Here is a 26,990-nt window from a genome sequence, read left to right on the forward strand (position 1 = left end):
GCCGACCAGACGGCTAACCCGGGCCGGGAAGGGCGGGCCCGGAGCGTGGCAGGCCGAGGAGGCGGGCGCCGTTCTCCCATAACACGGCCCGCAGCCAGTCTTCGCCGAGATCCAGCCGGTCCAGGGCTTCGAGCTGATGGGCGTAGGCGTATGGAATGTTCGGAAAATCGGAACCGAGGATAATGCGATCCTGCAAGCCGGAAAGACGGTTCCGGTAGCTGCCGGGCATGGGGGCGAAGGTGTTGGTGAAATCGGTGCCGACCATGGTGGTGTCGAGGAAGACCCCAGGATAGTCCGTGGCGAGGTCTGCGAAGGCGTCATACTCCGGCATGCCCATATGGGCGATCACCAGCACCAGCGACGGAAACCTGGACAGCAGCCGTTGGATGTGCCCGGGGCCCGTGAAGGTCCCGGCCAGTGGGGCCGATCCTGCATGGATTACCACAGGGATGCCCGCTCTCTGGAGTGCTTCCCATGCGTCGTCGAGGAGCGGATCTTCGGGTGCGAAGCCGCCTACCTTGACGTGGACTTTGAACAGCTTCGCGCCGGCGTCGATGGCGCCCCGGACGTACTGGCCAACACCTGGTTCGGGATAGAACGTCGCGCAGTGGAGGGCATCCGGCACCCGGCGGGAGAAATCCAGGCTCCAGTCGTTGAGCCACTGGGCCATGCCGGGTTTATGTGCGTAGGACAACGCCGGGATGGCTTTCAGGCCGAAGCCCCGCAGGGATGCAATCCGGGCTTGCTCATCGGTGCGGTACCGGATGGGCCACGGACGCCCGTAGTTCTCCTCTGCATGGTCAAAGTACGACCAGACTTTGCGCATCATGGGATCCGGGAGGAAATGGACGTGGATATCCGCCAACCCCGGTATGCCCAGTGCGCGCACGTACGCGGGGATTTCGCTGTCTCCACGTGGTCCTGTGATCTTCATGCTCCCTCCGACTTCGGGCCTGTCCGGACCATGCGGGAAGGCCACCGGTCCCGCGGCTTAGGGCATCTGGCCGGGCTGCTTCCGGAGCGCGGCCCACGCCTGGAAACCGCCGACAAGGTCGGTGGCCCGAGCCAGCCCCAGCCGTTGCAGGGTATGGGCGGCGAGGCTGGAACTGTACCCCTCATTGCAGACCACCACGATCCTCCGGGTGAAGTCGTCGGCGCCGGGGATCCGGTGGGGGCTGGATGGGTCGAGCCGCCACTCGAGCACGTTCCGGTCGAGGGTGATGGCCCCGGGAAGTTCTCCATCACGGTCCCGCTGATCGGCCGGCCTGGTGTCGACAACAAGCGCACCCGCTGCCATTTCCCGTTCAAGATCGGAAGGCTGGACACGGTCCAGCCCGATCCGGCATTCCCGGAGCAACTGGTCGATCGTAAGACTCCCGGCTGGACTGCCCGGATCATCGTTGTGCACCGTGATCGGAGCATCGTTGTCGGAAATATGACCTTGTTCCACCGATTACCTCGCACTTCCCGTTCCCCTTGGACGGCGGTTCCACGATAAAGCGAAGCCAGTCCGTCGCCCTCTATAGATTATGGACGGAGGGGCGCTCGTCGGACCCGCCACGCCATGGATCCATGCACGGTCCAGGAAGGCAGCGGTGCGCCCGCGGGCGTGACAAAGGCCTCTACGACCGCGTTCCGCGATATGCAAAGCTGCGTTTTATGCCGTACTTCCTGGAGTACGTAACTAGCCATACCGTGGGCCGGGCTGCCATCAATGGCGGCACGCTGCATGAAGCGCTGGCGTACGCCCAGAGGGCCCTCATGGGCTTGCCCTGCATCAGCGCGGTCCTGCGGCACGCGTCCGCTGACAGCCGTGTGTTTGGGGAGGGGCCGGCCTTAGCCGGCTTCACGGCTGCCCAGGGGTGGAGGATCCACGGGCACCTCGTGCCGCAGGTGATGCCGTCCCACGAAGTGCCCGCTGAGTGAAACTGCCGGAGAAATACCCGCCACGGACGCTTCCGTGGACTAGCTAACCTTTCCGGCATGCCTGCGCCGGGACTCCTGTCCGTCCGCTTGTCCGCCCGGTACCGGCCTGTCACCGCCGCGGCGCAGGCTGAGCATCACCAGGCCGGCGGCGAGCAGGCAGCAAGCCAGGAAGATGGACGTGGCCAGGAAGCTGCCGTGCGTCACGTCCTGCAGGTACCCGCCCACGTAAGGCCCCACGAATCCGCCGAGATTCCCCACCGCATTGATCAGTCCCATGGCGGTGCCGGCCACCGCTACCGGCATGGCGCGTGACGCGGAGGCCCAGAACGGCCCGTCGTAGGCCAGGGCTCCGGCGACGGCGATGCTGATCAGGGTGACTGCAAGGAACGGAATGTTATCCCCGGTTGCCACCGAGAGCACCAGGGCGACAGCACCGACGGCCATGGAGAGGAGCACGTGGGTGGAGTAGCGGCCGGTGCGGTCTGCGGCCTTGGCGTTGTACCAGAGGCCCACCATTGCCAGTACATACGGGATGGCGGTGATGAGGCCGACCTCGATCGAGGACCCGGAGGTGATCGTCTTGATCACGTGCGGGAGCCAGATATTGATGCCGTAGAAGCCGATCTGGATGAGGAAGTACACCAGGGTCAGCCGCCACACCACCGAGTTGGAGATGACGTGGCGCAGGCCCAGCTTTTCCTGCTGTGGATGGGCCGCCGCATCGGCAGCAAGTCCATTTTCGATGTACTCGCGCTCCTCGACGGAGCACCACTTCGCTTCCCGCGGGTGATCGGCAATCAGGGCCCACCACAGCGGCGCGGCGATGACGAACGGGAAGATGCCCTCGATGATGAACAACCACCGCCAGTCCGAGAAGGACAGTATCCACCCGGACAGCGGGGCCGTGATGATGGACGCAATCGCGATGTTCATCATCCAGAACGCGTAAGCCCTTGCGCGTTCGGCGGCGGGGAACCAGTGGCTGATCAGGACAAGGATCGCGGGCCAGATTCCGGCCTCGGCCACGCCGAGGAAGAAGCGGACCACGAGCAGTTGGGTGAAGTCCTGGATGAATCCGGAGAGGACGGCCAACACGCCCCAAATGAGTACCATGATGCCGACAAATTTCTTGGCACTCCAGTGCTCGGCGAGGTGGCCGCCTGGTATTTGCAGGACCAGATAGCCAATAAAGAAAATACCGGCAGCCAGCCCCTGCTGGGCGGCGTCGATGCCCAGGTCCTGGTGGAGGCCGTTAAGGGCGAACCCGATGTTGGTCCGGTCCATGAACGAGATGATGTAGACGATGATTGCGACGGGAATCAGCCTCTTCCACCGGGCGTTTCCCACTGCGGTTGCTGACGTGGCGTTGCGGGCCATTGGATTGCTCCTTCGCAATATGGCTTATCAGATAGCACCCCAGCATGCTGACGCTCTCCCGCGGGCCCGGAAGGGCCAGCTTTCCGTGCAGGACGGAAGGAGCGGGACTTGTGCGGGGGCCGCGCCACATGGCGGTGGAGTCCAGCAGCCGTCAGTTAGCCTGCAGCCCTCCCACGCGAATTATTCTCTTATTCAATAGCAACTATTGCGTTAACGCAAGGAAGTTAGGCGGCTCCAGAGGGATTTCCCAGGGCTTCCAACCCCCGTGCGGGTACGGAGCCCGGCACGGCCCCGGGGCCCGGGCGTGCGTGTTCAAGCTGCAGTGCGCAGTGGATCAAAGGGAAGTGACTGAAGGCCTGGGGAGTGTTTCCGAGCTGGCGATGGTTTTTCGGGTCCCATTCTTCACTGAGCAGGCCCACGTCGTTACGGAGCGCCAACAAGCGTTCGAACAGGGCGGTGGCCTGCTCCCGGCGCCCTATTCCCTGGAGCGCGTCGACGAGCCAGAAGGAGCAGGCCAGGAAAACGCCTTCGGTTCCGGGCAGCCCGTCATTGGCCGCTTCCGGGTGGTAGCGCAGAACGAAGCCGTCCTGGGTGAGGTCTTTTTGGACCGCTTCGACGGTGCCGACGACGCGTGGATGGTTGCGGGGCAGGAACCCGACACGGGGGATGAGCAGCAGGCTGGCGTCGAGTTCGGTACTTCCGTAGGACTGGACGAAAGTGTTGCGTTTTTCGTCGAAGCCGTGGGCCATGACGTCATCGTGGATTTGCTTCCGCAGCGCCGCCCATCGCTCCCGGGGACCGGGCAGCCCGTACTGCTGTACTCCTTTGACCATCCGGTCGGCGGCCACCCAGGCCATGACCTTGGAATGGGTGAAGTTGCGGCGTGGGCCGCGCATCTCCCAAAGCCCGTTGTCCGGCTGGTCCCAGGCTCCCTCAAGGTATTCCATGAGCGCCACCTGGATGTCCCAGGAATCATCAGCCACCCCATCAGCGGCAGCGGCCCGGGTGAGCGCTAAGCCATCGAGTACCTCGCCCCATACGTCGAGCTGAAGCTGGGGTGCCGCTGCGTTTCCCGTCCGGACCGGCTTCGAGCCTTTGAAGCCCTGGAGCCATGGAAGTTCCGCCTCGGGGAGCCGGCGCGTGCCATCGATCCCGTACATGATCTGCAGATCGGCGGGGTCCCCGGCGACGGCCCGCAGCAGCCATTCCCGCCAGGCACTTGCTTCCTCGGTATAACCGCAGGCGAGCAGGGATTGCAGCGTCAGGGTGGCGTCCCGGAGCCAGCAGTACCGGTAGTCCCAGTTGCGGCTGCCGCCGGGGTCCTCGGGGCAGGGACGTGGTGGGGGCCGCCACGATGCCGCCCGTAGGGGCATAGGTCAGTGCCTTGAGGGTGATGAGGGACCGCTGGACAGCGTCCTGGTAGGGACCGGCAGTGGTGTTGCGGCCGGTCCACTGATCCCAAAAAGCCTGCGTGGAGGCCAGGGCCCGGTGGGGGTCCGTCCGGTCCGGAACGGGCTTCCAGCTGGGTGCCCAGTGCAGGACAAACGGGACCAGCTCACCTGCCTTGACGGTGAATTCGCTGACGGTCCGCATGTCCTGGCCCTTCACGGGGGCCGGGGTGCTGAGGTAAGCGGCGTCCGGACCGGCGACGGCGCGGATGCCGTAATCCATGCGCCTGACCCAGGGAACGATGCGCCCGTAGTCGAAGCGGAGCAGCAGTTCGCCCTTCATGGGTACGCTGCCGTTGAGACCCTCCACGATGCGGACCATGTCGACGGAGTCATCGCGGGCAGGCATGAAGTCCGTCACCCGTACGCTGCCGTCCGCAGTGTCCCATTCCGTCTCCAGGATCAGCGTCCCGGGCCGGTAGCGCCGCCGGGTGCAGTTGCCGGCACCGGCGGGTGCCAGGAGCCAGCGTCCCGCCTCCGGGGAGTCCAGGAGTGCCGCAAAGCAGGCCGGTGAATCGAAGTTCGGCAGGCACATCCAGTCGATGGACCCGCTGCGGCCAACCAGGGCAGCCGTGTGCAGGTCGCCCACCATCGCATAGTCGCTGATCTCCGCCATCAGGCACCCCTTGGTGCGGGTCGACCGGCCGGTTCTCTGTGGGATATCTCCATTGAACGGGTCCTTCCTGGCGTGTTGGGATCTGTTGGCGGCCCTGGGCTGCTGGTCAGCCCACCCGGTATCTGTCGACCTCCGCGGTTCTCAGCGAGAGGCCGTTGCCGTTGCCGGCCCCGGGGCGGAGCCACCCGCCGTCGGGGTCCAGCGTTCCATCGAAGAAGAGGCTCTCGATGCGGACGTGGTCCGCAAACCACTCCAGGTGGCGGAAGTTGGGGGTGGCGGCAGCGACGGCGGCGCTCAGGTTGGGAGCGCAGTGGCCGGAGACCTCCAGGCCATGGGCAGCGGCGACCGCGGCGACACGGAGCCATTCGCTGATGCCCCCGCACCTGCTCACGTCCGCCTGGAGGCAGTCGACGGCGCCGGCGGCGCACATCCGCTGGAAGTAGGGGAGCCCGGTCCCGTATTCGCCGGCGGCAACATCGGCGTCCACGGCGTCCCTGACCTCCCGCAGCCCCGGCAGGTTGTCGCTGGAGACCGGCTCCTCGAACCAGGAAACGTCCTCGCCGGAAACCGCGCGCATCACGCGGATGGCCTGCTTGGCGGTGTAGGCGCCGTTGGCATCGACGAAAAGTTCCACGCCAGGGCCGACGGCGGTGCGCGCCTGGCGGATGCGCTCCAGGTCGCGCCGGACGTCCCTTCCGTTGTCCCCGCCAATCTTGATCTTTACCCTCGGGATGTGCTGGCCGTGGGCCCAGCCTTCGAGCTGGTCGCGCAGCTGGGTTGCGGTGTAAGTAGTGAAACCGCCGCTGCCGTAGACCGCCACCTTGTCCCTGACGGCGCCCAGCAGCTTGTGGAGCGGAAGGTCCAGGAGCCGGGCCTTCAGGTCCCAGAGGGCGCAGTCGACGGCGGACACGGCGTAGGACGCCAGGCCAGTTCTTCCCGGGTTGCGTACGACATGGGCCATGGCTGCCGCGGAAGCGGGAACGTCGAGTGCATCCACGCCGCACACGGCAGGACCGAGAAGGTCCTCCACCAGGGCTGCTGCTGCCGCGGGAGCGTAGGTCCAGCCCAGGCCCGTCTTCCCGCCCGCGGCTGCCTGGACCAGCACCAGGGTGGTGGAGTCCCAGCTGAATGTGCCGTCCGCTTCCGGTCCCTCCGTGGGAACGGTGTAGGCCGCCGCCTTAACGGCGGTGACAGGAGCCTCCGCACGGTCCGGAGCGGAATTAGCCAAGGCTCAGCCCTCCTTGTGCGGCAGGAATTCCTGGATCTTGGTCTTGACCCCCTCCTTCACCACGCCCCAGGCACTGTCATCGCCCTTGACCATGGCTTCGGCTGTCTTGCGGGCTTGCTCCAAGGTGGCGTGCGGCGGAATGGGCGGAATATCAGGGTCGGTGCGGACATCCAAGACCGTGGGCCTGTCCGCGGCGAGTGCCTTCTCCCAGGCCGGCCCTACGTCGTCGGGATTATCCACGTGGATGCCCTGCAGTCCCAGGCTTTCCGCGAAGCCTGCGTAGTCGACGTCGGGCAGGGCCTGGGACTCGCGGAAGGCCGGTACGCCGCCCATGGCGCGCATTTCCCAAGTGACCTGGTTCAGGTCGTTGTTATGCAGGACAGCCACCACCAACCGGGGGTCGCTCCATTCCTGCCAGTAGTGCTTGACGGTGATCAGCTCCGCGAGTCCGTTCATCTGCATGGCACCGTCGCCGGCAAAGGCAATGGCGGGCCGGTCCGGGTGCGCAAACTTGGCCCCGATGGCATACGGGACACCCGGGCCCATGGTGGCCAGGTTCCCTGACAGTGAGCCGCGGACCCCGCCATGGAACTTCAGCTGCCGGGCATACCAGTTGGCCGATGAGCCCGAATCAGCACTGAGCATGGCGTTTTCCGGGAGCCGGCTGGAGAGCTCCGCGAACAGCCGCATGGGGTTGACGGGGTCGGCGCTGACCATAGCCTCGTCGTGCATGGTTTCCCACCAGCGGCTGACGGACTTTTCCAGGCCCTCCTGCCAGGACCGGTCCTTCTTCCGGTCCAGGTGCGGAATGAGCGCTCGCAGGGCGGTGCCGGCGTCGGCCACGATGTTGAATTCGTTCGCGTACCGCAGCCCGATCATTTTCGGGTCGAGGTCGATCTGCACGCCCCGGGCCTGGCCTGGTTCGGGCAGGAACTGGGTGTAGGGGAAGCTCGAGCCTATGGTGAGCAGTGTGTCGCAATCGCGCATCATTTCGTAGCTGGGGCGGGTGCCCAGCAGGCCGATCGAGCCCGTAACGTAGGGCAGGTCGTCGGGCAGCGAGTCCTTGCCCAGAAGGGCCTTGGCCACTCCCGCTCCCAGCAGCTCTGCCAGTTCCCGGACCTCCGCGGCGGCGCCCCTCGCGCCCTGCCCCAGGAGAATGGCCACCTTGGAGCCCTCATTCAGGAGCTGGGCGGCACCACGGATTGAGTCGCTGTCCGGGTGGATGTCCGGCCAGCGGATGCCGAGGCTGGAGGGCACCATCTTGAATTCGTGGGTGGGTGCGGAATACTCGAGTTCCTGGACATCTGCCGGGATGATCACGGCCGTGGGCGCCCGCTGTGCCTCCGCGATGCGGATGGCCCGGTCGATGACATTGGGCAGCTGCTGCGGCACCGTGACCATTTGGACGTAGTCGGACGCCACGTCCTTGAACAGCGTCAGCAGGTCCACCTCCTGCTGGTAGGACCCGCCCATGGCGCTCCGTGCCGTTTGGCCTACGATCGCCACCACGGGAACATGGTCCAGCTTGGCGTCGTACAGCCCGTTCAGCAGGTGAATCGCGCCCGGGCCGGAGGTGGCCATGCAGATGGCGGGGCGTCCATCGAACTTGGCGTAGCCAACAGCTTCAAACGCGGCCATCTCCTCGTGCCTGGCCTGGATGAATTTCGGCTGGTTGCCCGCCTTGCGGAACGCGGCCAGGATGCCGTTGATGCCGTCTCCGGGGAAGCCGAAGACCTTGTCCACGCCCCACTCGCCCAGGCGGGAGAGCAGGTAGTCAGCCACTGTAGTTGCCATGATCAGTCTTCCTTCGTGCTTAGCGGGACACCCCTGCGGGTGCCTTGGACCAGGACACGGGCGGCGCGGGCCGCCAACGCCATGATGGTCAGGGCAGGGTTGGCACTGCCCTGGGTGGGCAGCACGCTGCCATCGGTCACCAGCAGGTTTGGTACGGCAAAACTGCGCAGGTTGCGGTCCACCACTCCCTCCCGCTCACCGGCGGCCATGCGGGCCCCGCCCACCAGGTGCGCGTAGCGGTTGATGGTGATCACCTCCTCCGCTCCGGCAGCGGTGAGGATCCGTTCCATGACCTTTTGCGCGGCGGACATCAGCTGCCGGTCGTTGTCGCACTGGCCGTAGCTGAAGCAGGCCACGGGGATGCCATTGCGGTCCGCTTCCTCCGCGAGCGTCACCCTGTTTCCTGCAAGGGGCAGGAACTCGCAGAGCGCGCCCAGGCAGGCCCAGTGGGGGTAGTCGCTCATGTACCGGCGCAGCGCCGCCCCCCAGTGGCCCTGCGCAGCAACGTGTTCCGCCCAGGTGATGGGAAGAGGCGAAACGGTCTGGATGGAGAAGCCACGCTTGTACGGCTTTTCGGGGTCTGTTTCGTAAAACTCCTCGGTGCTGACTTCCGGGGGCGGGGCCTTCCACATCCGGACTTCCGCCTGGAACCTTCCTGCGGTCTGCGGCGCCCCCTGGACCATGAGGTACCGGCCCACCTGGTCGAAGTCGTTGCACATTCCGTCCGGGAAGCGCGACGACGCGGAGTTCAGCAGCAGCCGCGGTGTTTCGATCGAGTAGCCGGCCACGGCCACCATCCGGGCGCGCTGGAACCGGGGCACGCCGCCGTGGAGGTATTCGACGCCGGTCGCCAGGCCTGTGTGCTCGTCGAACCCCACGCGGGTGGCCATGGAGTCCGCCCGGATTTCGGCTCCGTGTGCCAGGGCGTCCGGGACATGGGTGATCAGGGGAGAGGCCTTGGCATTGACCTTGCAGCCCTGGAGGCAGAAGCCGCGGTAGATGCAGTGCGGACGGTTGCCGAAGCGGCCGTTGGCGATGGCCACCGGCCCCACCTTTGCGGTGATGCCGCAGGCGTTCGCACCTCTCAGGAACAGCTCCCCGTTGCCGGACACCGGGTGCGGCCGGTGGGGGTAGCTGTGGGGGTCGCCCCACGGCCAGTGCTCGCCGGCGACGGGCAGTTCGGCTTCGATGTCCTCGTAGAACTCCCGGAGTTCGGCGTATTCAAGTGGCCAGTCGGCGCCCACCCCGTCCACGCTCCAGGTGTGGAAGTCGCTCGGATGGAACCGGGGCGTGTAGCCGGCGAAATGGACCATGGAGCCACCCACGCCCCGGCCCGAATTGTTCGAGCCCAGCGGAACCGGATCCTTGCCAGTGATGACCCTCGGCTCGGTCCAGTACAGGTGGTGGGAGCCGGCTTCGTCGCTGACCCAGTCCTGCCCGGGTTCCCAGAACGGCCCAGCGTCAAGGCCCACGGCCCGCCACCCGGCCCGCGCGAGGCGCTGGAGCAGTGTGGCGCCCCCGGCACCGCAGCCCACGATGACAATGTCCACCTCGTCCCCGTCGCGGAAACGGCGCATGTCCGCGCGCAGGCGATGGTTGCTGCCCGGTCCGGTGGGCAGCAGCCACGCTGACTCGTTGCGCGCGCGCAGGCTGCTCACTGGCCGGTCCTTCGCGTGGGGTCCGCACCAGGGCGGACGTCGCGCACTTCGAATGGCTCCAGCCGGTCCACGCCCAGGTTTTTGTAGCCGCGGGGGTACGCGGGGCCCGCAAAGCCGATCTCGTCCCAAGCCAGCGGATGGGAGTAGAACGCGGTGCACGCGTACCGGGTCCAAAGGCTCCAGACCCGGTCCGCGGGGAGGCCGTGCCAGAGGTCCTGGTCGAGGTCACAGATGTCCTGCAGCAGTCCGGCCTGCGCTTCGCGGCTGAGCAGGGCGAAGGTGCAGTCCTCCCGGGACCGGGCCTCCTGGTCGAGCCCGGCCAACGACGCCCGCCAGGCTTCGCCGTCCCGCGGCATGTTTCCGTAGTGCCAGCCGTCCGTTTGCTCCTCGGCCAGGCGCGCGTCCACCATGTTCACCACCGGCACCCGCGGTTCCGCATGCTGCCCCAGCAGCTGGTCGAACAGGGCGCGGGCCGCGGCCTCCTCCGCCGGGGTGAAGAAGCGCACGTCCGGAGGGAGCGCCGTCCTGGACTGCACGACGGCGGCCGTCACCGGATCCCAGTGCCGCGCCTGGGCGAGGGTGCTGAAGCCTGGGTACCGGACGCCGCCGTCGTCTTCGCCCAAGGGGAGCGCGCTCACGGCTCCCTCCTCAGGACCGAGGCGAGGACACCCATGCCCCCTACCATCGTCACAAGCAGCGGTGCGAACAGCGGCGGCCCCATCTCCAGGTTGTAGCGCAGGTTGGACAGGCCCCCTGGTTTCTGCCTGATTCCACGCAGGTGCAGCCACGTACCCTGCAAGCCGTTCGCCACGATGGCAGCGCTGGCCAGCGGGAGTGCCGTCTTGGCCATCCGGCGGCTGAAAACCGCGGCAACGCCCGCGGCCGCGCCTACCGGGCCAAGAGCCACGGGTACCCACATCCACTTGTTGCCGAAACTCGCTTTGTCGTGCTCAAGGAAGATCTCCGCGGCAGTCACCAGCGCGCCCACCGCCGTCAGCGCGGACAACGACCGCTCAAACCGGCCCGTCTGCACATCCATGATGAGCCTGTCGATGCCGTGGACTGTTCCTGCAACGGCCTTTTCTGCCTGGTGTGTTCCCACGATTCTCCTTACCTTGACGGAAAGTCCCGTGCTGGTCATGTGGAACCTTCAAACTTTGCGGGGGAGCAACTATCGGAGGAAACTGGTCCCCATGGATGCTGCTGGTCGACCTGAGCCCACGCTGGAACCTTCGAGCCGGGAAGTTGAGGCGGTGATGCTGGCAGCCGACACCCTTTTGCGCGTCGTGGCCCGCTCCGTTGCCGAGGTCGAGGATGTCGTGAATACTCCGCAGCTGCGGGTCCTGGTCCTCATCCACACCCGTGGACCGCAGAACCTTGGCGGGGTGGCGGCCGAGCTGGGCGTGCATGCCTCCAATGCCACCCGCATCTGCGACCGCCTGGTCGCTGCAGGCCTGCTGGAGCGGAGGGAGGATCCGGAGGACCGGCGGTACGTTCGCCTGGAGCTCAGCGTAAAGGGAAAGACTTTGGTGGACTCTGTGCTGGACCACCGACGGCAGGCGATTGCGGAGGTCATTTCGCGGATGCCGTCAGGCCGCCGCCCGGCACTGGCTGCGGCCTTGGAGGCCTTCGCGGCCGCCGCCGGCGGGCAAGGCACTTCGGACGGCCGTTTTACCTTGGGAGCCGGCACCTGAATTGGCCCGTTTCTGCTGCGGCAAGCCATATTTCATTGAACTCCCTTACTTGCGCTGGCGCAATAGTTAGTCGTATGTCCTCGGTTGGTTTGTGGCGCCCGCGCCGCGGATCCCGGAGTGGTTCCGCTAGAGCGGCCTGATGCCCCATTCGGCCGTGTGGGATTGCCCCGGCTCGAGGGTTGTCACGCCCTCGCCGGAGTTGAAGGCGTCAGGGGCGCATGTCATCGGTTCAACACCCAGCCCGCTGCGGTGCCGCTCCGGCTCGGGGAGGGTGTCCCCGGTGAAGATCTCCAGGTACGGGTATGCCTCGTCCACCCACAGTTCGACTCCTCCGGAATGGTCCGGACGCTGGAGTTTGACCCGGGCGCGGCCGTCACCGTCACGGACCAGTCCGGTGTAGGCGACATCGATGTGCCGTCCACCCAGCTGTTGGAGTTCCCTTAGGTCATATGCGGTGCCGTCCACCTGTTCATGCCCGGTGGGGATGCCCCGCCCATTCACCGGCAGGAAGGTGCGGCCGGGCACCTGGACCAAGGCGGAGTCGATGGAACCCGGTCGGCCCACGCCAGTACTGAGGTAGGGATGCGCCCCAGTGCCGTAGGGGCACGCTTCCAGGCTGCGGTTCACTGACGTGGTTCGGACGCTCAACCCGCTTTCGCCAAGCCGGTATTCCAGGCGGCAGTCGAGCACCCAGGGCCAGCCCTGGCAGGCGTGCAGGGTGTAGGTGAAGGCGATGGCGTCCTCCGAATGGTGCAGCACGGTCCAGTTCCGCCAACGCGTCAGCCCGTGGATGGCGCCGCCCTTGTCCGGCTCGCTCAGGTCAAGCTGAAGGGGCCGGCCTTCCCAGTTGTAGCGCCCGCTGCCGATCCGGTTGGGCCAGGGAATGAGGGACTGCCCGCGCGCGCCCGTGCACATATCCTCCGGCCCGTACGCATCCAGAAGGTTCCGGCCGTCGTGCAGGTAGCTCCGCAAGGCACCTCCGACCTCAGTCAAGAGGACCTCGTGCCGGCCGGAGGCGATTGCGTATTGCTGCCCCGAAGGGAGCCGGCGGTCTACTTGGGCGTCGGGACGGGCTGGTTTCCCGGTCATGGTTGCGGCCTCCTTCAGCGGGGCAGGTCGAGGACTACCTTGACGTCGTCGGGCCGGTGCTCGAAAGCGTCAGCGAAGTCCTCCAAGGGGACCCGCCGGCTGATGAGGCGCCGCAACCAGCCGCGGTCTGCCTTGGCCAGTGCCTGGGCGGCCGCGTCGTAGTGGCGGCGGTTGGCGTTGACGCTGCCAAACACCACGCCGTTCATGAGCACCTCCTCCCGATTGAGGGCGCCGACGTCCACTTTTGTCTGTTTCCCGGTCCCCGAGACGCCGGTGAGGCAGGTGATGGCGTCCTGGTCCCGGCACTTGAGGGCATCAAGGACCACCGGGGTGGCTCCTGTGCATTCGACCAGGACGTCGGGCTTCAGGCCTGATTCCGGGAGGGGTTCGCTGTGGTAGGTCGCCCCCAGGTCGCGGACAAGCTGTGGCTTCGGTCCGTCCGTGACGACGTCGAAGACGTGGACGTCCAGGCCCTGTTGGACCCCCAGCAGTGCCGCGAGCAGGCCAACAGGCCCCGCCCCGGTAACCACCGCCGTATGGGGGTCGAAGAATGCGCGCTGCCCGATTCTGTTGATCTGTTCCCAGGCCTTGGCAACAATCGTCGTGGGTTCGAGCAGGACGCCAACGTCCTCCATCCCGGAGTCGAGCTTGACCATTGCAGCGGCGTCCGCCCGCCAGTGCTGGCGCGCGAAACCGTCAAGGCCTTTGATGCCATGTTCGGTGTAGTTTCCGTTCAGGCACATGTCCCATTCACCCGCGGCGCAGGCCTTGCAGGGTTCCGGGTCCGGCCGGCGGACAATTCCCACCACCAGGTCACCCTTTTCCAGGCCGGAAGCCGGGGGAGCGTCCGCTACCCGGCCAAGGTTCTCGTGCCCAAGCACCAGGTAGTCCTGGCCCGGGGGCGCTTGCCCGTATTCAGCTTTGATGATCTCGCTGTCGGTTCCGCAGAGCCCCACCGCCAATCCCTCCACCAGCACCTGGCCTTGGTTTTCCGGCGGTTCCGGGATATCGCGAAGGCGCAGTGAGTCTGTTGAGCCCGGTGTCACTGTCAGTGCATGCATCGTCTCTCCTCAAGTGGACAGTCCGTATAGCCAGTCTGGTTCGTTAGTTGCGTTTGCGCAATGATTAGTGGGCTGTGAATATCTTCTGCCGGTCAGTGGGGCAGTATGCAGGCATGCCCGTGATATCCGCCTCCATTGGTCCCAGAGGGAATACCTAGGCCCGCTTTTGCCTTGTTAGAAGTGAGGTGCCGGACCACTGGCTGCCTCGCTCGAAAGGACTCCCTTGCCCGTAGCTTTCATTCCATTCACCATGCACGCCTCTGCGCAGCATGACCACCGACGCACCTTCCGCACCGACATCGAACGGCTGACCGACGGACACCTCCGGTCAACGCCCCTGGATGTACTTAGGTCAACAAACACCCAGGCTGTGTTCCGCGGCGCAGTTCCGAAGGGTGCGCATACGGCCACCAATGCCAGCCTCGCCCAGTACCTCCAGGAGCGGCTCGCGAGCGAGAACATCCACCTCGACCTGAGCGTCAGCATCGAGCGGTAAACAAACCATGCAGCCCGGGGCCGCCGGGCTGTTCGTTGGCCGTTGCAGCACCGGAATGACCGGGCCTGCAACGGCTTTCTTGGTGTTGCAGCTGGACGCGTGCAGGACCGGGAGACACGCCTTGCCCTGTCCTGTTGCTCGTGCCGCTCTCTGGGATATGCTCCAGAAATGGCACCGCGAAGTTTTCTTCAATGGCCGGTCGTCCGTCAGCTGACCACGGGCGACCTTTTGGGCCGTGGACCGTCGGTTACCTCGGCCAGGACGAAGGCAATCGCTCCCCGGACCGCAACTGCCGACCGCGTCGTGCAAAGTGTGTGCCCGTACTGCGCGGTGGGGTGCGGGCAGCGCGTCTACGTCAAGGACGAGAAAGTCATCCAGATCGAAGGCGATCCGGATTCACCCATTTCCCGCGGCCGGCTCTGCCCCAAGGGTTCCGCCAGCGAGCAACTGGTTAATTCGCCAGGCAGGCAGACCAAGGTCCTTTACCGTGCGCCGCGATCCACTGAATGGCAGCACCTGGACCTGGCCACCGCCGTCGAGATGGTCGCGGACCGGTTCATCGAAACCCGCCGCAGGACGTGGCAGCAGGAAGACGAACACGGCCGGCTGCTGCGCAGGACCATGGGCATCGCCTCGCTGGGCGGCGCGACCCTGGACAACGAAGAGAACTACCTGATCAAAAAGCTCTTTACGGCTGCCGGGGCGGTGCAGACCGAGAACCAGGCGCGTATTTGACACTCCGCAACGGTTCCCAGTTTGGGAGCCTCGTTTGGACGCGGTGGCGCTACGCAGTCACTGCAGGACATGGCCAACGCCGACTGCATCATCATCCAGGGTTCCAACATGGCCGAGTGCCATCCGGTGGGATTCCAGTGGGTTGCCGAGGCTAAAGCCCGCGGAGCGAAGGTCATCCACATCGACCCCAGGTTCACGCGGACGTCGGCCGTCTCGGATAAGCACATCCCGATCCGCGCCGGCTCCGACGTCGTGCTCCTTGGTGCGCTCATCAACAACGTGATCGCCAACGACCTCTGGTTCAAGGAGTACGTCAGCGCCTACACCAACGCTGCCACGCTGGTCCATGACGACTACCGGGACGCCGAGGACCTGGGTGGCCTGTTCTCCGGGTTCGACCCCGAGCGCGGGGCCTACGAGACATCCTCGTGGGGCTATGCCGAAAAAGAAGACGGTGCAATCGAGGACCCGGGTTCCGGATCGGAACACGGCGCCGACGCCGGGGCCCGCGCCCATGGCGACACATTCGGCAGCGGTGGTCCGCCCATGGAACACGCCGAAGTGCAGCGTGACGACACCCTGCAGAACCCCCGGACCGTCTTCCAGATCGTGAAGCGGCACTATGCCCGCTACACGCCCGAGATGGTCCAGGACATGTGCGGCATCAGCGTTGCGGACTTCGACTACCTGGCGCGCACCATCACTGAAAACTCAGGACGCGACCGGACCACCTGCTTCGCCTACGCCGTGGGATGGACCCAGCACTCCCTGGGAACACAGTTCATCCGCGCCGCAGCCATCCTGCAGCTCCTGCTCGGGAACGTGGGACGGCCGGGCAGCGGAATCATGGCCTTGCGCGGCCACGCCAGCATCCAGGGCTCCACGGACATCCCAACCCTGTTCAACCTGCTGCCGGGGTACCTGCCGATGCCCAGCGCCGGCCGCCACGACACCTTGGAAGAGTATTTGTCCGTTGTGGGATCCAAGCAGCAAAAAGGCTTCTGGGCTGACGCGGACGCCTACACCATCAGCCTGCTCAAGGCCTGGTGGGGCGAGGCAGCAACGGCAGAGAACGACTGGGCCTACGACTACCTTCCGAGGCTCACCGGCGCCCACGGGACCTATGAGACCGTGATGGGGATGCTTGAAGACCAGGTGGAGGGCTACTTCCTGCTGGGACAAAATCCTGCCGTGGGCTCGGCACACGGACGGATGCAGCGGCTGGGCATGTCGCACCTGAAGTGGCTGGTGGTGCGGGACCTGAACATGATCGAATCCGCCACGTGGTGGAAAGACGGCCCGGAGATCGAGTCGGGCGAGCTGCGCACCGAAGACATCGAGACCGAGGTGTTCTTCCTGCCGGCAGCAACGCACGTGGAGAAGGCAGGTTCATTCACCCAGACCCAGCGGCTGCTTCAGTGGCGGCACCAGGCTGTGGCACCGCCGGGGGAGTGCCAGAGCGAACTGCAGTTCTTCTTCGAACTGGGCCAGCGGATCCGGGAGAAGCTGGCCAGCTCGCAGGACGAGCGTGACCGTCCGCTGCTGGACCTGACGTGGGACTACCCTACGGATGAACATGGCGACCCCGACGCCGAGGCAGTGCTGGCCGAAATCAACGGCCGCCACCTGTCTGGTCCGGACGCCGGCAAGCCCCTCTCCGCCTACACCGAACTGCGCGCCGATGGTTCCACGACTGCCGGCTGCTGGATCTACACCGGCGTCTATGCCGACGGTTTCAACCATGCTGCCAACCGCAAGCCGGGCCGGGAGCAGGGCCCCGCGGCTCCCGAATGGGGTTGGGCATGGCCCGCGAACCGGCGCATCCTGTACAACCGGGCCTCGGCCGACCCTGCAGGTAAACCCTGGAGCGAGCGGAAGAAGTACATCTGGTGGGACCAGGAGCAGGGCAAGTGGGTGGGCGACGACGTGCCCGATTTCCCGGTCGACCTGGCGCCGGACAGCAAACCCGATCCGTCGGTCGGCGGTCCGGCGGCACTCAGCGGTGACGACCCCTTCATCATGCAGGCCGACGGCAAGGGCTGGCTGTTTGCGCCGAAGGGCCTGATGGACGGGCCCCTTCCTACGCACTACGAGGCGCAGGAATCGCCGGTTGCCAACGCGCTGTACCCGCAACAGCAGAATCCGGCGAGGCTGGTGTTCCCCCGTGCGGACAACCTCAGCGCGCCAAGCGCCGGCACCCGTGGTGCGGACATCTACCCGTACGTCTTCACCACGTACCGGCTCACCGAGCACCACACGGCCGGCGGAATGAGCCGCTGGCTCCCGTACCTGTCGGAGCTGCAGCCGGAGATGTTCTGCGAGGTCTCGCCCGAACTGGCAGCCGAACGGGGCCTGGAGCCGTATGGGTGGGCCACCATCATCTCGCCCCGCTCCGCGATCGAGGCGAAGGTGCTCGTCACTGACCGGATGGCGCCGCTGAAGGTCGGCGGCCACACCGTGCACCAGATCGGGCTGCCCTACCACTGGGGCGTCGGCAGCAATGCAGTCGTCAGCGGCGACGCCGCCAACGACCTGCTGGGTGTGACGCTGGACCCCAACGTCCAGATCCAGGAATCGAAAGTGGCCTCCTGCGACATCCGTCCGGGGCGCCGGCCGCGGGGCAAGGATTTGCTTGCTCTCGTGGCCGAGTACCAGGCGAAGGCCGGGCTGACTCCCCAGACCGGTAACCAGGCGGTCACCGACCCTGCCGCAGAGGGCATCGAACCCGCGGACGAAAACGGCCCGGCCGAAGGTGGCCCGCGATGATGAGAGTCATCTTTGGCCCCGCCGACACAAACCTTGCCCGGCCCGGGACGCAGCACCAGTGCGGCGTTCCGGGCATCGACCCGACGTTGGAGAACTGAATGGGCCAGCTGTCCGGACCGACCGACCCCACTGCCGATGCCCACTGGGAACACAACCATCCGCGCAAGGGATTCTTCACCGACACCTCGATCTGTATCGGCTGCAAGGCCTGCGAAGTGGCCTGTAAAGAGTGGAACCACAACCCGCAGGACGGCAACCTCGAACTGCTGGGGTCCTCCTACGACAACACCGGTTCGCTGGGTGCCAGCACGTGGCGGCATGTCGCCTTCATCGAGCAGGGCCAGGAACGCATTGTCGAGGCCCGTGAATCGGGACGGGCCCTGGTCAGCCTGGGCATGCCCCGGATCGGTCCCCCCGCGCCGGCTGCGATGGACCACGCTGATACCACGCCACCGGACACCGCCGACTTCCGTTGGCTGATGTCCTCGGACGTGTGCAAGCACTGCACGCACGCCGGGTGCCTGGACGTCTGCCCCACCGGCGCGCTGTTCCGCACCGAGTTCGGCACCGTGGTGGTGCAGGACGACGTCTGCAACGGCTGCGGAACCTGCGTGGCCGGTTGCCCGTTCGGCGTCATTGAGCGCCGCAGCAACGGCACCGTCAAGGTCGCAACCAGCAGGGAGGATCAGCACGCCAAGCATCCCGCCGTCCCTAATGAGGGCATCGCCCAGAAGTGCACGCTGTGCTACGACCGCCTGGTGGCCGACGAGACGCCCGCGTGTGCAAAGGCGTGCCCGACGACGTCCATCAAGTTCGGCGACCATGACGCCATGGTGGAGACTGCCCGGGAACGGGTTGACGCCTTGCATGCACAGGGAATGACCGAGGCGAGGCTGTACGGGGCGAATGAGAACGACGGCGTTGGCGGCACCGGATCGGTGTTCCTCCTCCTGGACGAACCGGAGGTCTATGGACTTCCGCCGGACCCACGGGTACCCACCGCTGACCTGCCGACGATGTACCGGCGGGCCGGCCTGGCGGTGGCGGGAATGGCCGCGGCGGCTGCCCTGGCTTTCCTGGGAGGACGCGCGTGACACTTTCCGAGTTCGACAGTTTCAGGCCATCCGAACCTGCGCGCCGTCGCCGTGAGGGCGGCAAACGTGGAACCGGACGCCGTCGGGACAACGGGGATGGTTCCCGGGAAATGCCAATGGTTCCGGAGCCTGAGTTCACTTCGTACTACGGCCGTGCGGTGGTTAAGCCCGCACCCTGGGGAGACGACGTCGCGATCTACCTGTTCCTCGGGGGCGTGGCCGCGGGGTCCGCTTTCCTTGGCCTCGGCGGCCAGTTGACCGGACGCCCGGTGCTGCGGAGAAATGCGCGGCTCGGTGCCCTGGCGGCAGTGGGCGCCGGCGCAGTTTTCCTGGTGAAGGACCTGGGCCGGCCCGAGCGGTTCCTGCACATGCTGCGGACTTTCAAGGTGACCTCGCCGATGAGCGTCGGCTCGTGGATCCTCAGCGCCTTCAGCGCCGGCGCCGGAGTATCAGCCGTGGCGGAAATTGACCGGATGAGCGGAAACCGGCTGCCATTGGGTCCCCTGCGCAAGGTGCTGCAGGCGGTCGAAGGACCAGCCGGTATTGAAGCCGCCGTTTTCGCCGGACCCCTGGCTGCCTACACAGCGGTCCTCCTGGGCGATACTGCCACACCGACATGGAACGCCGCCCATGAGGAACTGCCGTTTGTTTTCGTAAGCTCCGCCTGCCTCGCCTCTGCCGGCCTGGCGCTGGTCACGACGCCGGTACGCGAAACAGGTCCTGCACGGAATCTCGCCGTGCTGGGCGTCCTGGGCGACGTTGCGGCCATGAAGGTAATGGAGCGCCGGATGGACCCGGTCGCCGCCGAGCCGCTGCACCAGGGCAAAGCAGGGGCAATGCTCACATGGAGTGAGCGGCTGGCCGTCGCCGGCGGCCTCGGTGCGTTGTTCGGCGGACGGAACCGTGTGGTGGCAGCTGCTTCGGGACTGGCGCTGCTTACTGCTTCGGCGCTGACCCGGTTCGGGGTGTTCGAGGCGGGCCTCGCCTCGGCCAGGGATCCGCGGTACACCATTGAACCGCAGAAGAACCGGCTCGCAGCCCGCCGTGCCGCCGGGGTCACCGGCGACTCAATTACCACCGGCAGCTGACCGGCTTCCCCAGGAGGGACTTGGGCTCAGCGGACCTCGATGCCCTGCCCGGCGGTGGTGTGGCCAATGACGGGGTGCCCCGGCAGCTCGCCCACCACCAGCAGGCCGCCTGAGGTCTGGGCATCAGCCAGGAGCAGCAGGTCGTCGTCACTCACACCGGCGGCGGCGCTGAGATGCGGCCGGACCCAGTCCAGGTTGCGCCGGGTGCCGCCGGAGACGAATCCGTCCCGGAGCGCTTCACGGGCTCCCTCGATTACCGGTACCGAGGCCAGGTCGATCACTGCCCCGACGTTCGAGGCCCGGACCATCTTGTAGAGGTGTCCAAGAAGCCCGAACCCGGTCACGTCCGTCGCCGCCCTGGCACCGGCATCCACTGCGGCTTGGGCCGCGTCGCGGTTCAGGGCAGCCATGGTCTCCACGGCTTCAGCGAACACCTCGCCGGTCTGCTTGTGCCGGTTGTTGAGAAGTCCGACGCCGATTGGCTTGGTGAGCGTGATGGGCAGGCCGGGGCGGGCGGCATCATTGCGCAGCAAACGGTCCGGATGGGCCACGCCCGTCACTGCCATGCCGTACTTTGGCTCCGGGTCATCAATGGAGTGGCCCCCCAGCACCGGGCAACCCGCCTGCGAGGCCACGCTGAGCCCGCCGCGCAGGACTTCGGTCATCAACTCCATGGGGAGGACGCCGCGGGGCCAGCCGACGAGGTTGATCGCAGTGATTGGCCGGCCGCCCATGGCGTAAATGTCAGAGAGCGCATTGGCGGCGGCGATCCGGCCCCAGTCGAAGGCGTCGTTAACCACGGGAGTGAAAAAGTCGGCCGTGGTCAGGACGGCAAGGTCCTCGCGCACCAGGACCGCCGCCGCGTCGTCGCCGCTGTCAAGGCCCACCAGTACCTCGGCTCCGGGCTGGCCGATCAGGCCACGGACCGCGTCTTCGAGCTCGCCCGGAGGAATCTTGCAGGCGCAGCCACCCCCGTGGGCATAGTCGGTGAGCCGGACTGCGCTGGCGGCACCTTCATCGAGTCGCTGCATTGATGTCTGGGCCTCATTCATCTGCCCAGCGTACCTTCAAGGCAACCCTGCTATATTGAGGCGCGGTGGCGTCCGGGTCCTGGTGGGCCCCCCGGTCTTCAAAACCGGTGCGGCTGAGCATCTCGGCCTGGCGGGTTCGATTCCCGTCCGCCACCGCCAACTTTCGGCAACGAATGCCGCGATACGAGGAGGGCTGTGGACCAGGTCGATCCCCGGCGCCTGATTCCCCGCACGAATGACCTGCTGGCACTGCCGGCGGTCCGCGAGGCCCGCACCCGGCTGAACGGGCGGATCATCCGCGAACTCGTCCGGGATGTCCAGGAGCAGGCCCGGAGCGGCGGCCTCCCGGCCGGCCAGGTGGAACCTGTCCTGCTGGCCGCCGTCGCTGCCCGGACGGCGACAACCCTGCGCCCGGTCCTGAACGCCACCGGTGTCATTGTCCACACCAACCTGGGGCGTGCGCCGCTTTCCGAAGGCGCGGTTGCTGCTCTCGTGGCGGCCAGTGGTTACGTGGACGTGGAGCTGGACCTTTCGGACGGCAGCCGTTCCCGCCGCGGCGCCGGAGCCCGCGCTGCCCTCCTCGCTGCATGTCCTGCGGCCGAGGACGCGCTGGTAGTGAACAACGGAGCGGCGGCACTGGTGCTCGCCACCACGGCCCTGGCAGCCGGCCGCGAGGTGGTGCTGAGCCGGGGCGAACTGGTGGAAATCGGTGCCGGGTTCAGGCTCACCGACCTGATGGAATCCACGGGCGCGCGGCTTCGCGAAGTAGGCACCACCAACCGGACCCATCTCCATGACTACGCCGGGGCGCTCGGGCCGGATACCGGCTGTATCCTCAAGGTCCACCCCAGCAACTTCCGCGTCGACGGCTTTACCTCGGCCGTTCCCGTGGATGAGCTGAGCCGCCTGGCTACGGACAACGGGGTGCCCCTCGTGGCCGACCTCGGCAGCGGACTGCTGGCACCGGACCCGTTCCTGCCGGATGAACCGGATGCCGCCACCGCTTTGGCGGACGGGGCCGACGTCGTTATTGCCAGCGGCGACAAACTGCTGGGCGGCCCGCAGGCCGGCCTGCTGCTGGGCCGCAGGGAAGTCATCGCGCGGCTGGCGCGCCACCCGCTGGCCCGCGCGGTCAGGGCCGACAAACTTGCGCTTGCCGCCCTGGAGGCGACTGTTGCAGGCGGCCCGCCGCCGGTAGTCCAGGCGCTGCACGCCGACGCGGGGCAACTGCGCCGCCGAACTGACCGGCTGGCCCAGGAACTTGGCGCAGCCGTGGTCCCGCATGACGGCAGGGTAGGCGGCGGGGGTGCCCCTGGGGTTCCCCTGGCCGGGTGGGCAGTCCGGCTCCCGGAAGGCGCCGCCCGGCTCCTGCGGACCGGGGACCCGGCCGTGCTGCCACGCGTCCACGACGGCTTCTGCCTGGTCGACCTGCGGTGCGTCCCCGAACGGGACGACGCCCGGATCGCGGTGGCGGTGCGGGCGGCCCTGGCAAGCCTCGAAGCCGCGGACGCCGGCAGGGCGGGCTGAGCGGTGCACGTCGTTGCCACAGCCGGACACGTCGATTCCGGTAAAAGCACGTTGGTCCGTGCCCTCACCGGCATGGAACCGGACCGTTGGGAGGAGGAACGCCGCCGCGGCTTGACCATCGACCTTGGGTACGCCTGGACCACACTGCCGTCCGGGCAGGATGTCGCGTTTGTCGACGTACCGGGCCACGAACGGTTCCTCGGCAACATGCTGGCCGGCATTGGACCGGCGCCGGTGGTCTGCTTCGTGGTTGCCGCAGACGAAGGCTGGCAGGCCCAGTCCAGTGACCACCGGGACGCCGTCGCTGCCTTGGGCATCGACCACGGCGTCGTGGTGCTGAGCCGGGCAGACCGGGCTACGGGGCAGCAGGTGGCAGACGTGCTCGCGCGGACCCGCGCAGAGCTGGCCGGGACAGGGCTGCGGGATGCGCCCGCGGTGGTGGTGTCCGCCATTGACGGGAGCGGCCTTCCGGAGTTACGGGCAACGCTCGACGACGTCCTGGCCAGGGTGCCTGCGCCGGTCACCACCGGGCGGGTCAGGTTGTGGGTGGACCGCTCGTTCACCATCACCGGTTCCGGAACCGTGGTGACCGGAACCCTGGCGGCTGGAACGCTCACCCAGGGCGACCGGCTGGAACTGCTCGGGCACACCGATACCCGGACCGTGGTGGTCCGTGGCCTGCAGAGCCGTGATACTTCCTACCCTTCCGTGGAGCCGGTCAGCCGTGTGGCATTGAACCTGCGCGACATTGCAGCAACGGAAATCCGGCGCGGAGACGCCTTGGTCTCCCCGGACGCGTGGCCCACCACAGCCGTGGTGGGTATCCACCGCACCACCGGTGTGGCCTACACCGACGTACCGGAACAACTCATGGTCCACGTTGGCACCGCGTCCGTGCCGGCCCGGCTGCGTCCCTTCGGGGCCGACCACGCCCGGCTGGTCCTCGACCGGCACCTGCCCCTGGTCCTGGGGGACCGGCTGGTGCTGCGGGACCCAGGAAGCCGCTCCGTGCTGGGCGGTGCACGAATCCTCGATGCCGACCCCCCGGCCCTGCGGCGCCGCGGCGACGGCGCCCACTGGGCGGAGCGCCTTGCAGGCATGGACCCCGCCGGTGATGTGCTGGGAGAGGTGGCGGCCCGCCGGGCCGTGCAGTCAGGCCATCTGCGCCGGCTCGGACTGCTGTCCGGACATGACACCGAGGCACCTGCCGGTGTGCAGGTCATTGATGACTGGTGGGTGCACGCTCCCGTTTTTGAGGCGTGGCAGCACCAGCTGCGCGGCGCGGTCCAGTCGCTGCAGGAGCGGGATGCCCTGGCACCGGGCCTTTCCATGGGCGCCGCGCGGGACCTGCTCAAATTGCCCGATGAGAAGCTGCTTTCCCACGTCATCCGCGGGGCTGGCCTGGAACAGGACGCCGGGCACGTCCGGCTGCCCGGCAGCCAGGGCAACCTTGGACCTATCGAGGCGGCCATCGCCACACTGGAGGGCAGGCTCGGCGTGGATGCCTTCCACGCACCCGAAGCCGACGAGCTGGCGGCCTTGGGCCTGGGTGCCCGCGAGCTCGCCGCGGCGGAGCGCACCGGACGTATCCTGCGGCTCCGCGACGGGGTGGTGCTGCTGCCCACGGCACCGGCACTGGCCATGCGCACCCTCGCCGGTTTGGACCAGCCCTTCACCACGAGCCAGGCGCGCCAGGCGCTCGGCACGACACGCCGGACCGCCGTTCCGTTGCTGGAACACCTTGATGCCCGCGGCTGGACCAGGAGGCTCGACGCCGGACACCGCACCGTGGTGCGCTGACCCGCCGTCGGCCGGGAAAAGTGCCAAGCCCGGCTACCCGGGTCGGCGGTGCTGGACCTGGCGCAGGATCTCGTCCACCACGCGGGCGAGCGGCGCGGAGGCGTCGATCGGGATGCCGCCGGGCGGGATTTCTTCCCGGGTTTCGTGCAGGTGTTCGATCAGCTGCCGTTCCGCCGCCTGCCCGCCCCATTCGTCCGGCGGCCGCTGGTCAAGGCGCCGGCGCAGGGTTTGGACATCCACCTCCAGGACGAAGACGGCATCGAACAGGTCAATGAAGGACTCCAGGTTCCGGGAGCCGCCGCAGAAGAATGTCACAGGTTCCCGCTGGTCTGCGGCCAGCGCCCGGACGTCGGCAACCCGCCAGAGGTGATGGCCGTGTACAGCGGTTCCCGTGATCCCCGCAACCGGGTCACCGGTTTCCGGATCACCCTGGTAGGCGAGGTCACGGTCTCCGTTGACGGACTGGTAGCCGCGCCGCCGCAGTTCATGGCATACAGCGGTCTTACCTGTACCGGAGCCGCCCTCGACAAGGTAATTCTTCCTGCCCATGCCTGATGGTATCGGCGCACGGGAGGGCTGTGATGGTTTGATTGGTCAGTGCTCCGTGTAAAACGCTTTGTGGTCTTCAGCCTGTTCGTGCTCTGTGCCAGCGCAGTGTTCTCGTTCTGGGTGATGGGCCAGCCAGGTATCGGAGCCAACGCCGCCACGCCGGCCCCGCCCCGCGCCGCGGCCAGGCTCCAGGCCGCGGCCGGCGGGCTCGCCACCGCCGTCAACGTCACACCGGTCCCGGAAGCCGGGTGGCTTGGCAACGCCGCCGCGGCCACCGGAATCCCCGTCCGGGCGCTGCGCGCCTACGTCAATGCCGCCGTCACCGCCAACCAAGCCGCACCCGCGTGTGGAATCGGCTGGAACACTTTGGCCGCTGTCGGCTTCGTCGAATCAGCCCATGGGACGTACGGGGGCGGCAGCCTGGGTTCTGCCGGCCAGGCCAGCGGCCCGATCGTGGGCCCAAGCCTCAACGGAGCGGGGTTCGCCGCCATCCCTGATACCGACGGCGGCGCCTTGGACGGTGACGCCCATTGGGACCACGCGGTGGGCCCAATGCAGTTCATCCCGTCCACGTGGCGGATCGCCGGTATGGACGGAAACGGGGACGGGGCGGCGGACCCGTTCAACATTGACGACGCCGCCCTAAGCGCGGCCACCTATTTGTGTGTCCACGGCGGTGACCTCACCACTGCCCAGGGCTGGACGGCTGCCGTGCACGCCTACAACCAGTCCGACGCCTACCTCCGACAGGTGCGCTCCCAGGCCACCGCCTACGCAGCGGCAGCGGACACGGTCCGATGACGGGAGCCTGACGAATCAGCGGGCTCACGGCGTCCGGGACGGTCAGGCGGGCTGCCACATGACGGGAAGCTCCTTCAGCCCGTAAACGATGCTGCTTTCCATGCGTTCCAGTTCCGCTCCGGGAGCCAGGGCCAAGCCCGGCAAACGGGTCAGCAGCGCTTGCACGGCGATCCTGGCCTCGAGCCGTGCCAGTGGGGCACCCAGACAAAAGTGGATGCCATGGCCGAACGCCAGATGCCGGTTGGGGCTGCGGTCGATGTCGAACTCAGCCGCCGCCTGGAACTGTTGCCCGTCGCGGTTGGCCGAGCCGATCCACGCCACTATCGGAGCGCCGGCGGGAACCCGTTGGCCGCTGAGGACAGTTTCCGCGACGGCCACCCGGTACATGGACTGGACGGGTGAACGAAAGCGGAGGACTTCTTCGAGCGCCTGGGGGAGCAGGCCCGGCTCCTCGAGGAGGCGGCCAAGGGTGCCGGGCGACTCGGCCAGGCACAAAACGGCGTTGCCGATCAGATTGGTGGTGGTCTCATTGCCGGCTACCAGCAGCAGGGCACAAAAACCGAGCAGCTCGGGCACTGTCAGTTTTTTGCCGTCGATCTCCGCGGCCAGCAGGCTGCTGATGAGGTCCGAGCCGGGACGGCTCCTGCGCTGGTCGATCAGGGCGAGGAAGTACTCCACCATCTCCGACGTGGTGGTGTCCTGGGGTTCGCCCGCGGGACCAGACCGCGTTTGGCTGACGATGACATCAGACCAGTGCTTGAAGCGCTCCCGGTCCTCCGCGGGGATGCCCAACAGCTCCGAAATGACGATGACCGGCAAGGGGTAGGCCAGGTCCCTGATCAGGTCCGCGCTTCCGCCGGCTGCGATCCCGTCAAGGAGCTCGTTGGTGAGCCCGGCGATGCGGGGAGCCAACGCGTCAACGGCCTTGGGGGTGAACGCCTGGGTGACCAGGGAACGCAACTGGCGGTGCCTCGGGGGATCGGTGGTGATCAGGCTCGCCGCGAACAATTGCCCGGTACCGGACGGATTGTCCCCGCCCATCCGCGATGAAAACGTGGCGTGTTCCGACAACACCCGCTGGACGTCGTCGTACCGGAACACGTGCCAGCTGCCCGACTGGCCATCCTGGAAGACGGGGGCCGTTGCCCGCATGCGTTCATACTGCGGAAAGGGATCAAGCGGGTATTGCGCGGACTGGGTGACATCCATGGT

At 67.0% G+C, this 26,990-nt stretch carries 22 protein-coding genes, 1 tRNA gene and 1 pseudogene; 10 read left to right on the top strand and 14 right to left on the bottom strand.

Annotation, left to right across the window (positions count from 1 at the left end; genetic code table 11):
* Positions 1–13: 13 nt before the first annotated feature.
* Entirely contained in the window at positions 14–934 is a 921-nt protein-coding gene (locus ACZ9J7_RS16325; RefSeq protein WP_476210857.1) for an amidohydrolase family protein, read from the bottom strand.
* Between the two features lie 57 nt (positions 935–991).
* Complete coding sequence (locus ACZ9J7_RS16330) at positions 992–1,450, bottom strand: rhodanese-like domain-containing protein (protein WP_476210858.1); 459 nt, start codon at positions 1,448–1,450, stop codon at positions 992–994.
* A 209-nt stretch (positions 1,451–1,659) separates the two neighbouring features.
* On the opposite strand from ACZ9J7_RS16330, the gene ACZ9J7_RS16335 reads away from it, so the two are divergent.
* A complete protein-coding gene (locus ACZ9J7_RS16335; protein WP_476210860.1) occupies positions 1,660–1,926 on the top strand; it encodes a hypothetical protein in 267 nt (88 codons plus the stop codon).
* Positions 1,927–1,965: 39 nt separating this feature from the next.
* Here ACZ9J7_RS16335 and ACZ9J7_RS16340 read toward each other — a convergent pair whose 3' ends face one another.
* The 7 genes and pseudogenes from ACZ9J7_RS16340 to ACZ9J7_RS16370 all read right to left on the bottom strand — a co-directional run bounded on the left by ACZ9J7_RS16340 (position 1,966) and on the right by ACZ9J7_RS16370 (position 11,188).
* A complete protein-coding gene (locus ACZ9J7_RS16340) occupies positions 1,966–3,303 on the bottom strand; it encodes an MFS transporter (RefSeq protein WP_476210861.1) in 1,338 nt (445 codons plus the stop codon).
* A 224-nt stretch (positions 3,304–3,527) separates the two neighbouring features.
* Positions 3,528–5,367: pseudogene (locus tag ACZ9J7_RS16345) on the bottom strand (glycoside hydrolase family 15 protein).
* A 106-nt stretch (positions 5,368–5,473) separates the two neighbouring features.
* Positions 5,474–6,595 (bottom strand): enolase C-terminal domain-like protein, encoded by a 1,122-nt coding sequence (locus ACZ9J7_RS16350; RefSeq protein ID WP_476210862.1) that lies wholly within the window; start codon positions 6,593–6,595, stop codon positions 5,474–5,476.
* Between the two features lie 3 nt (positions 6,596–6,598).
* A complete protein-coding gene (locus tag ACZ9J7_RS16355; RefSeq protein WP_476210864.1) occupies positions 6,599–8,389 on the bottom strand; it encodes a thiamine pyrophosphate-requiring protein in 1,791 nt (596 codons plus the stop codon).
* A 2-nt stretch (positions 8,390–8,391) separates the two neighbouring features.
* Positions 8,392–10,047: a GMC family oxidoreductase gene (locus ACZ9J7_RS16360; RefSeq protein WP_476210866.1), complete on the bottom strand. Its 1,656-nt coding sequence runs from the start codon at positions 10,045–10,047 to the stop codon at positions 8,392–8,394.
* The gene (locus ACZ9J7_RS16365) at positions 10,044–10,685 is read right to left on the bottom strand and encodes a gluconate 2-dehydrogenase subunit 3 family protein (protein WP_476210868.1); all 642 of its coding nucleotides are present in this window, start codon (positions 10,683–10,685) and stop codon (positions 10,044–10,046) included. The genes ACZ9J7_RS16360 and ACZ9J7_RS16365 overlap by 4 nt, the downstream gene beginning before the upstream one ends.
* Entirely contained in the window at positions 10,682–11,188 is a 507-nt protein-coding gene (locus ACZ9J7_RS16370) for a hypothetical protein (protein WP_476210869.1), read from the bottom strand. Before ACZ9J7_RS16370 ends, ACZ9J7_RS16365 begins: the two co-directional genes overlap by 4 nt.
* A gap of 52 nt (positions 11,189–11,240) precedes the next feature.
* On the opposite strand from ACZ9J7_RS16370, the gene ACZ9J7_RS16375 reads away from it, so the two are divergent.
* Positions 11,241–11,741: a MarR family winged helix-turn-helix transcriptional regulator gene (locus ACZ9J7_RS16375; protein ID WP_476210871.1), complete on the top strand. Its 501-nt coding sequence runs from the start codon at positions 11,241–11,243 to the stop codon at positions 11,739–11,741.
* A gap of 126 nt (positions 11,742–11,867) precedes the next feature.
* Here ACZ9J7_RS16375 and ACZ9J7_RS16380 read toward each other — a convergent pair whose 3' ends face one another.
* The gene (locus ACZ9J7_RS16380; RefSeq protein WP_476210873.1) at positions 11,868–12,830 is read right to left on the bottom strand and encodes an aldose 1-epimerase family protein; all 963 of its coding nucleotides are present in this window, start codon (positions 12,828–12,830) and stop codon (positions 11,868–11,870) included.
* A 14-nt stretch (positions 12,831–12,844) separates the two neighbouring features.
* The gene (locus tag ACZ9J7_RS16385) at positions 12,845–13,891 is read right to left on the bottom strand and encodes a glucose 1-dehydrogenase (RefSeq protein WP_476210875.1); all 1,047 of its coding nucleotides are present in this window, start codon (positions 13,889–13,891) and stop codon (positions 12,845–12,847) included.
* 223 nt (positions 13,892–14,114) lie between these two features.
* Here ACZ9J7_RS16385 and ACZ9J7_RS16390 point away from each other — a divergent pair, with 223 nt between their 5' ends.
* From ACZ9J7_RS16390 to nrfD, 4 genes are all read left to right on the top strand, one after another.
* Positions 14,115–14,387: a hypothetical protein gene (locus tag ACZ9J7_RS16390; RefSeq protein ID WP_476210877.1), complete on the top strand. Its 273-nt coding sequence runs from the start codon at positions 14,115–14,117 to the stop codon at positions 14,385–14,387.
* Positions 14,388–14,555: 168 nt separating this feature from the next.
* Positions 14,556–17,888: a formate dehydrogenase gene (gene fdh, locus ACZ9J7_RS16395; RefSeq protein WP_476210878.1), complete on the top strand. Its 3,333-nt coding sequence runs from the start codon at positions 14,556–14,558 to the stop codon at positions 17,886–17,888.
* Positions 17,889–17,986: 98 nt separating this feature from the next.
* Positions 17,987–18,982 carry a 4Fe-4S dicluster domain-containing protein gene (locus ACZ9J7_RS16400; protein ID WP_476210880.1) on the top strand — a complete coding sequence of 332 codons (996 nt, stop codon included), beginning with the start codon at positions 17,987–17,989 and terminating at the stop codon, positions 18,980–18,982.
* On the top strand, positions 18,979–20,070 hold the full coding sequence (nrfD, locus tag ACZ9J7_RS16405) for an NrfD/PsrC family molybdoenzyme membrane anchor subunit (RefSeq protein WP_476210882.1): 1,092 nt from the start codon (positions 18,979–18,981) through the stop codon (positions 20,068–20,070). Before ACZ9J7_RS16400 ends, nrfD begins: the two co-directional genes overlap by 4 nt.
* Positions 20,071–20,096: 26 nt before the next feature.
* Here nrfD and selD read toward each other — a convergent pair whose 3' ends face one another.
* A complete protein-coding gene (gene selD / locus ACZ9J7_RS16410) occupies positions 20,097–21,101 on the bottom strand; it encodes a selenide, water dikinase SelD (RefSeq protein ID WP_476211878.1) in 1,005 nt (334 codons plus the stop codon).
* Between the two features lie 64 nt (positions 21,102–21,165).
* Between selD and ACZ9J7_RS16415 the strand changes: the two genes are divergently transcribed.
* The 3 genes from ACZ9J7_RS16415 (at position 21,166) to selB (ending at position 24,428) form a co-directional block, all read left to right on the top strand.
* A tRNA-Sec gene (locus tag ACZ9J7_RS16415) sits at positions 21,166–21,260 on the top strand.
* 36 nt (positions 21,261–21,296) lie between these two features.
* Positions 21,297–22,628 (top strand): L-seryl-tRNA(Sec) selenium transferase, encoded by a 1,332-nt coding sequence (selA, locus tag ACZ9J7_RS16420; protein WP_476210884.1) that lies wholly within the window; start codon positions 21,297–21,299, stop codon positions 22,626–22,628.
* Between the two features lie 3 nt (positions 22,629–22,631).
* Positions 22,632–24,428 (top strand): selenocysteine-specific translation elongation factor, encoded by a 1,797-nt coding sequence (gene selB, locus ACZ9J7_RS16425; protein WP_476210886.1) that lies wholly within the window; start codon positions 22,632–22,634, stop codon positions 24,426–24,428.
* 33 nt (positions 24,429–24,461) lie between these two features.
* Here the strand turns inward: selB and ACZ9J7_RS16430 are convergent, their stop codons facing one another.
* Complete coding sequence (locus ACZ9J7_RS16430; protein ID WP_476210887.1) at positions 24,462–24,977, bottom strand: DEAD/DEAH box helicase family protein; 516 nt, start codon at positions 24,975–24,977, stop codon at positions 24,462–24,464.
* Positions 24,978–25,025: 48 nt separating this feature from the next.
* On the opposite strand from ACZ9J7_RS16430, the gene ACZ9J7_RS16435 reads away from it, so the two are divergent.
* On the top strand, positions 25,026–25,778 hold the full coding sequence (locus ACZ9J7_RS16435) for a lytic transglycosylase domain-containing protein (RefSeq protein ID WP_476210889.1): 753 nt from the start codon (positions 25,026–25,028) through the stop codon (positions 25,776–25,778).
* A gap of 42 nt (positions 25,779–25,820) precedes the next feature.
* Here ACZ9J7_RS16435 and ACZ9J7_RS16440 read toward each other — a convergent pair whose 3' ends face one another.
* On the bottom strand, positions 25,821–26,987 hold the full coding sequence (locus ACZ9J7_RS16440) for a cytochrome P450 (protein WP_476210891.1): 1,167 nt from the start codon (positions 26,985–26,987) through the stop codon (positions 25,821–25,823).
* Positions 26,988–26,990 lie beyond the last annotated feature (3 nt).

Source organism: Pseudarthrobacter sp. TE9888 (assembly GCF_056279345.1).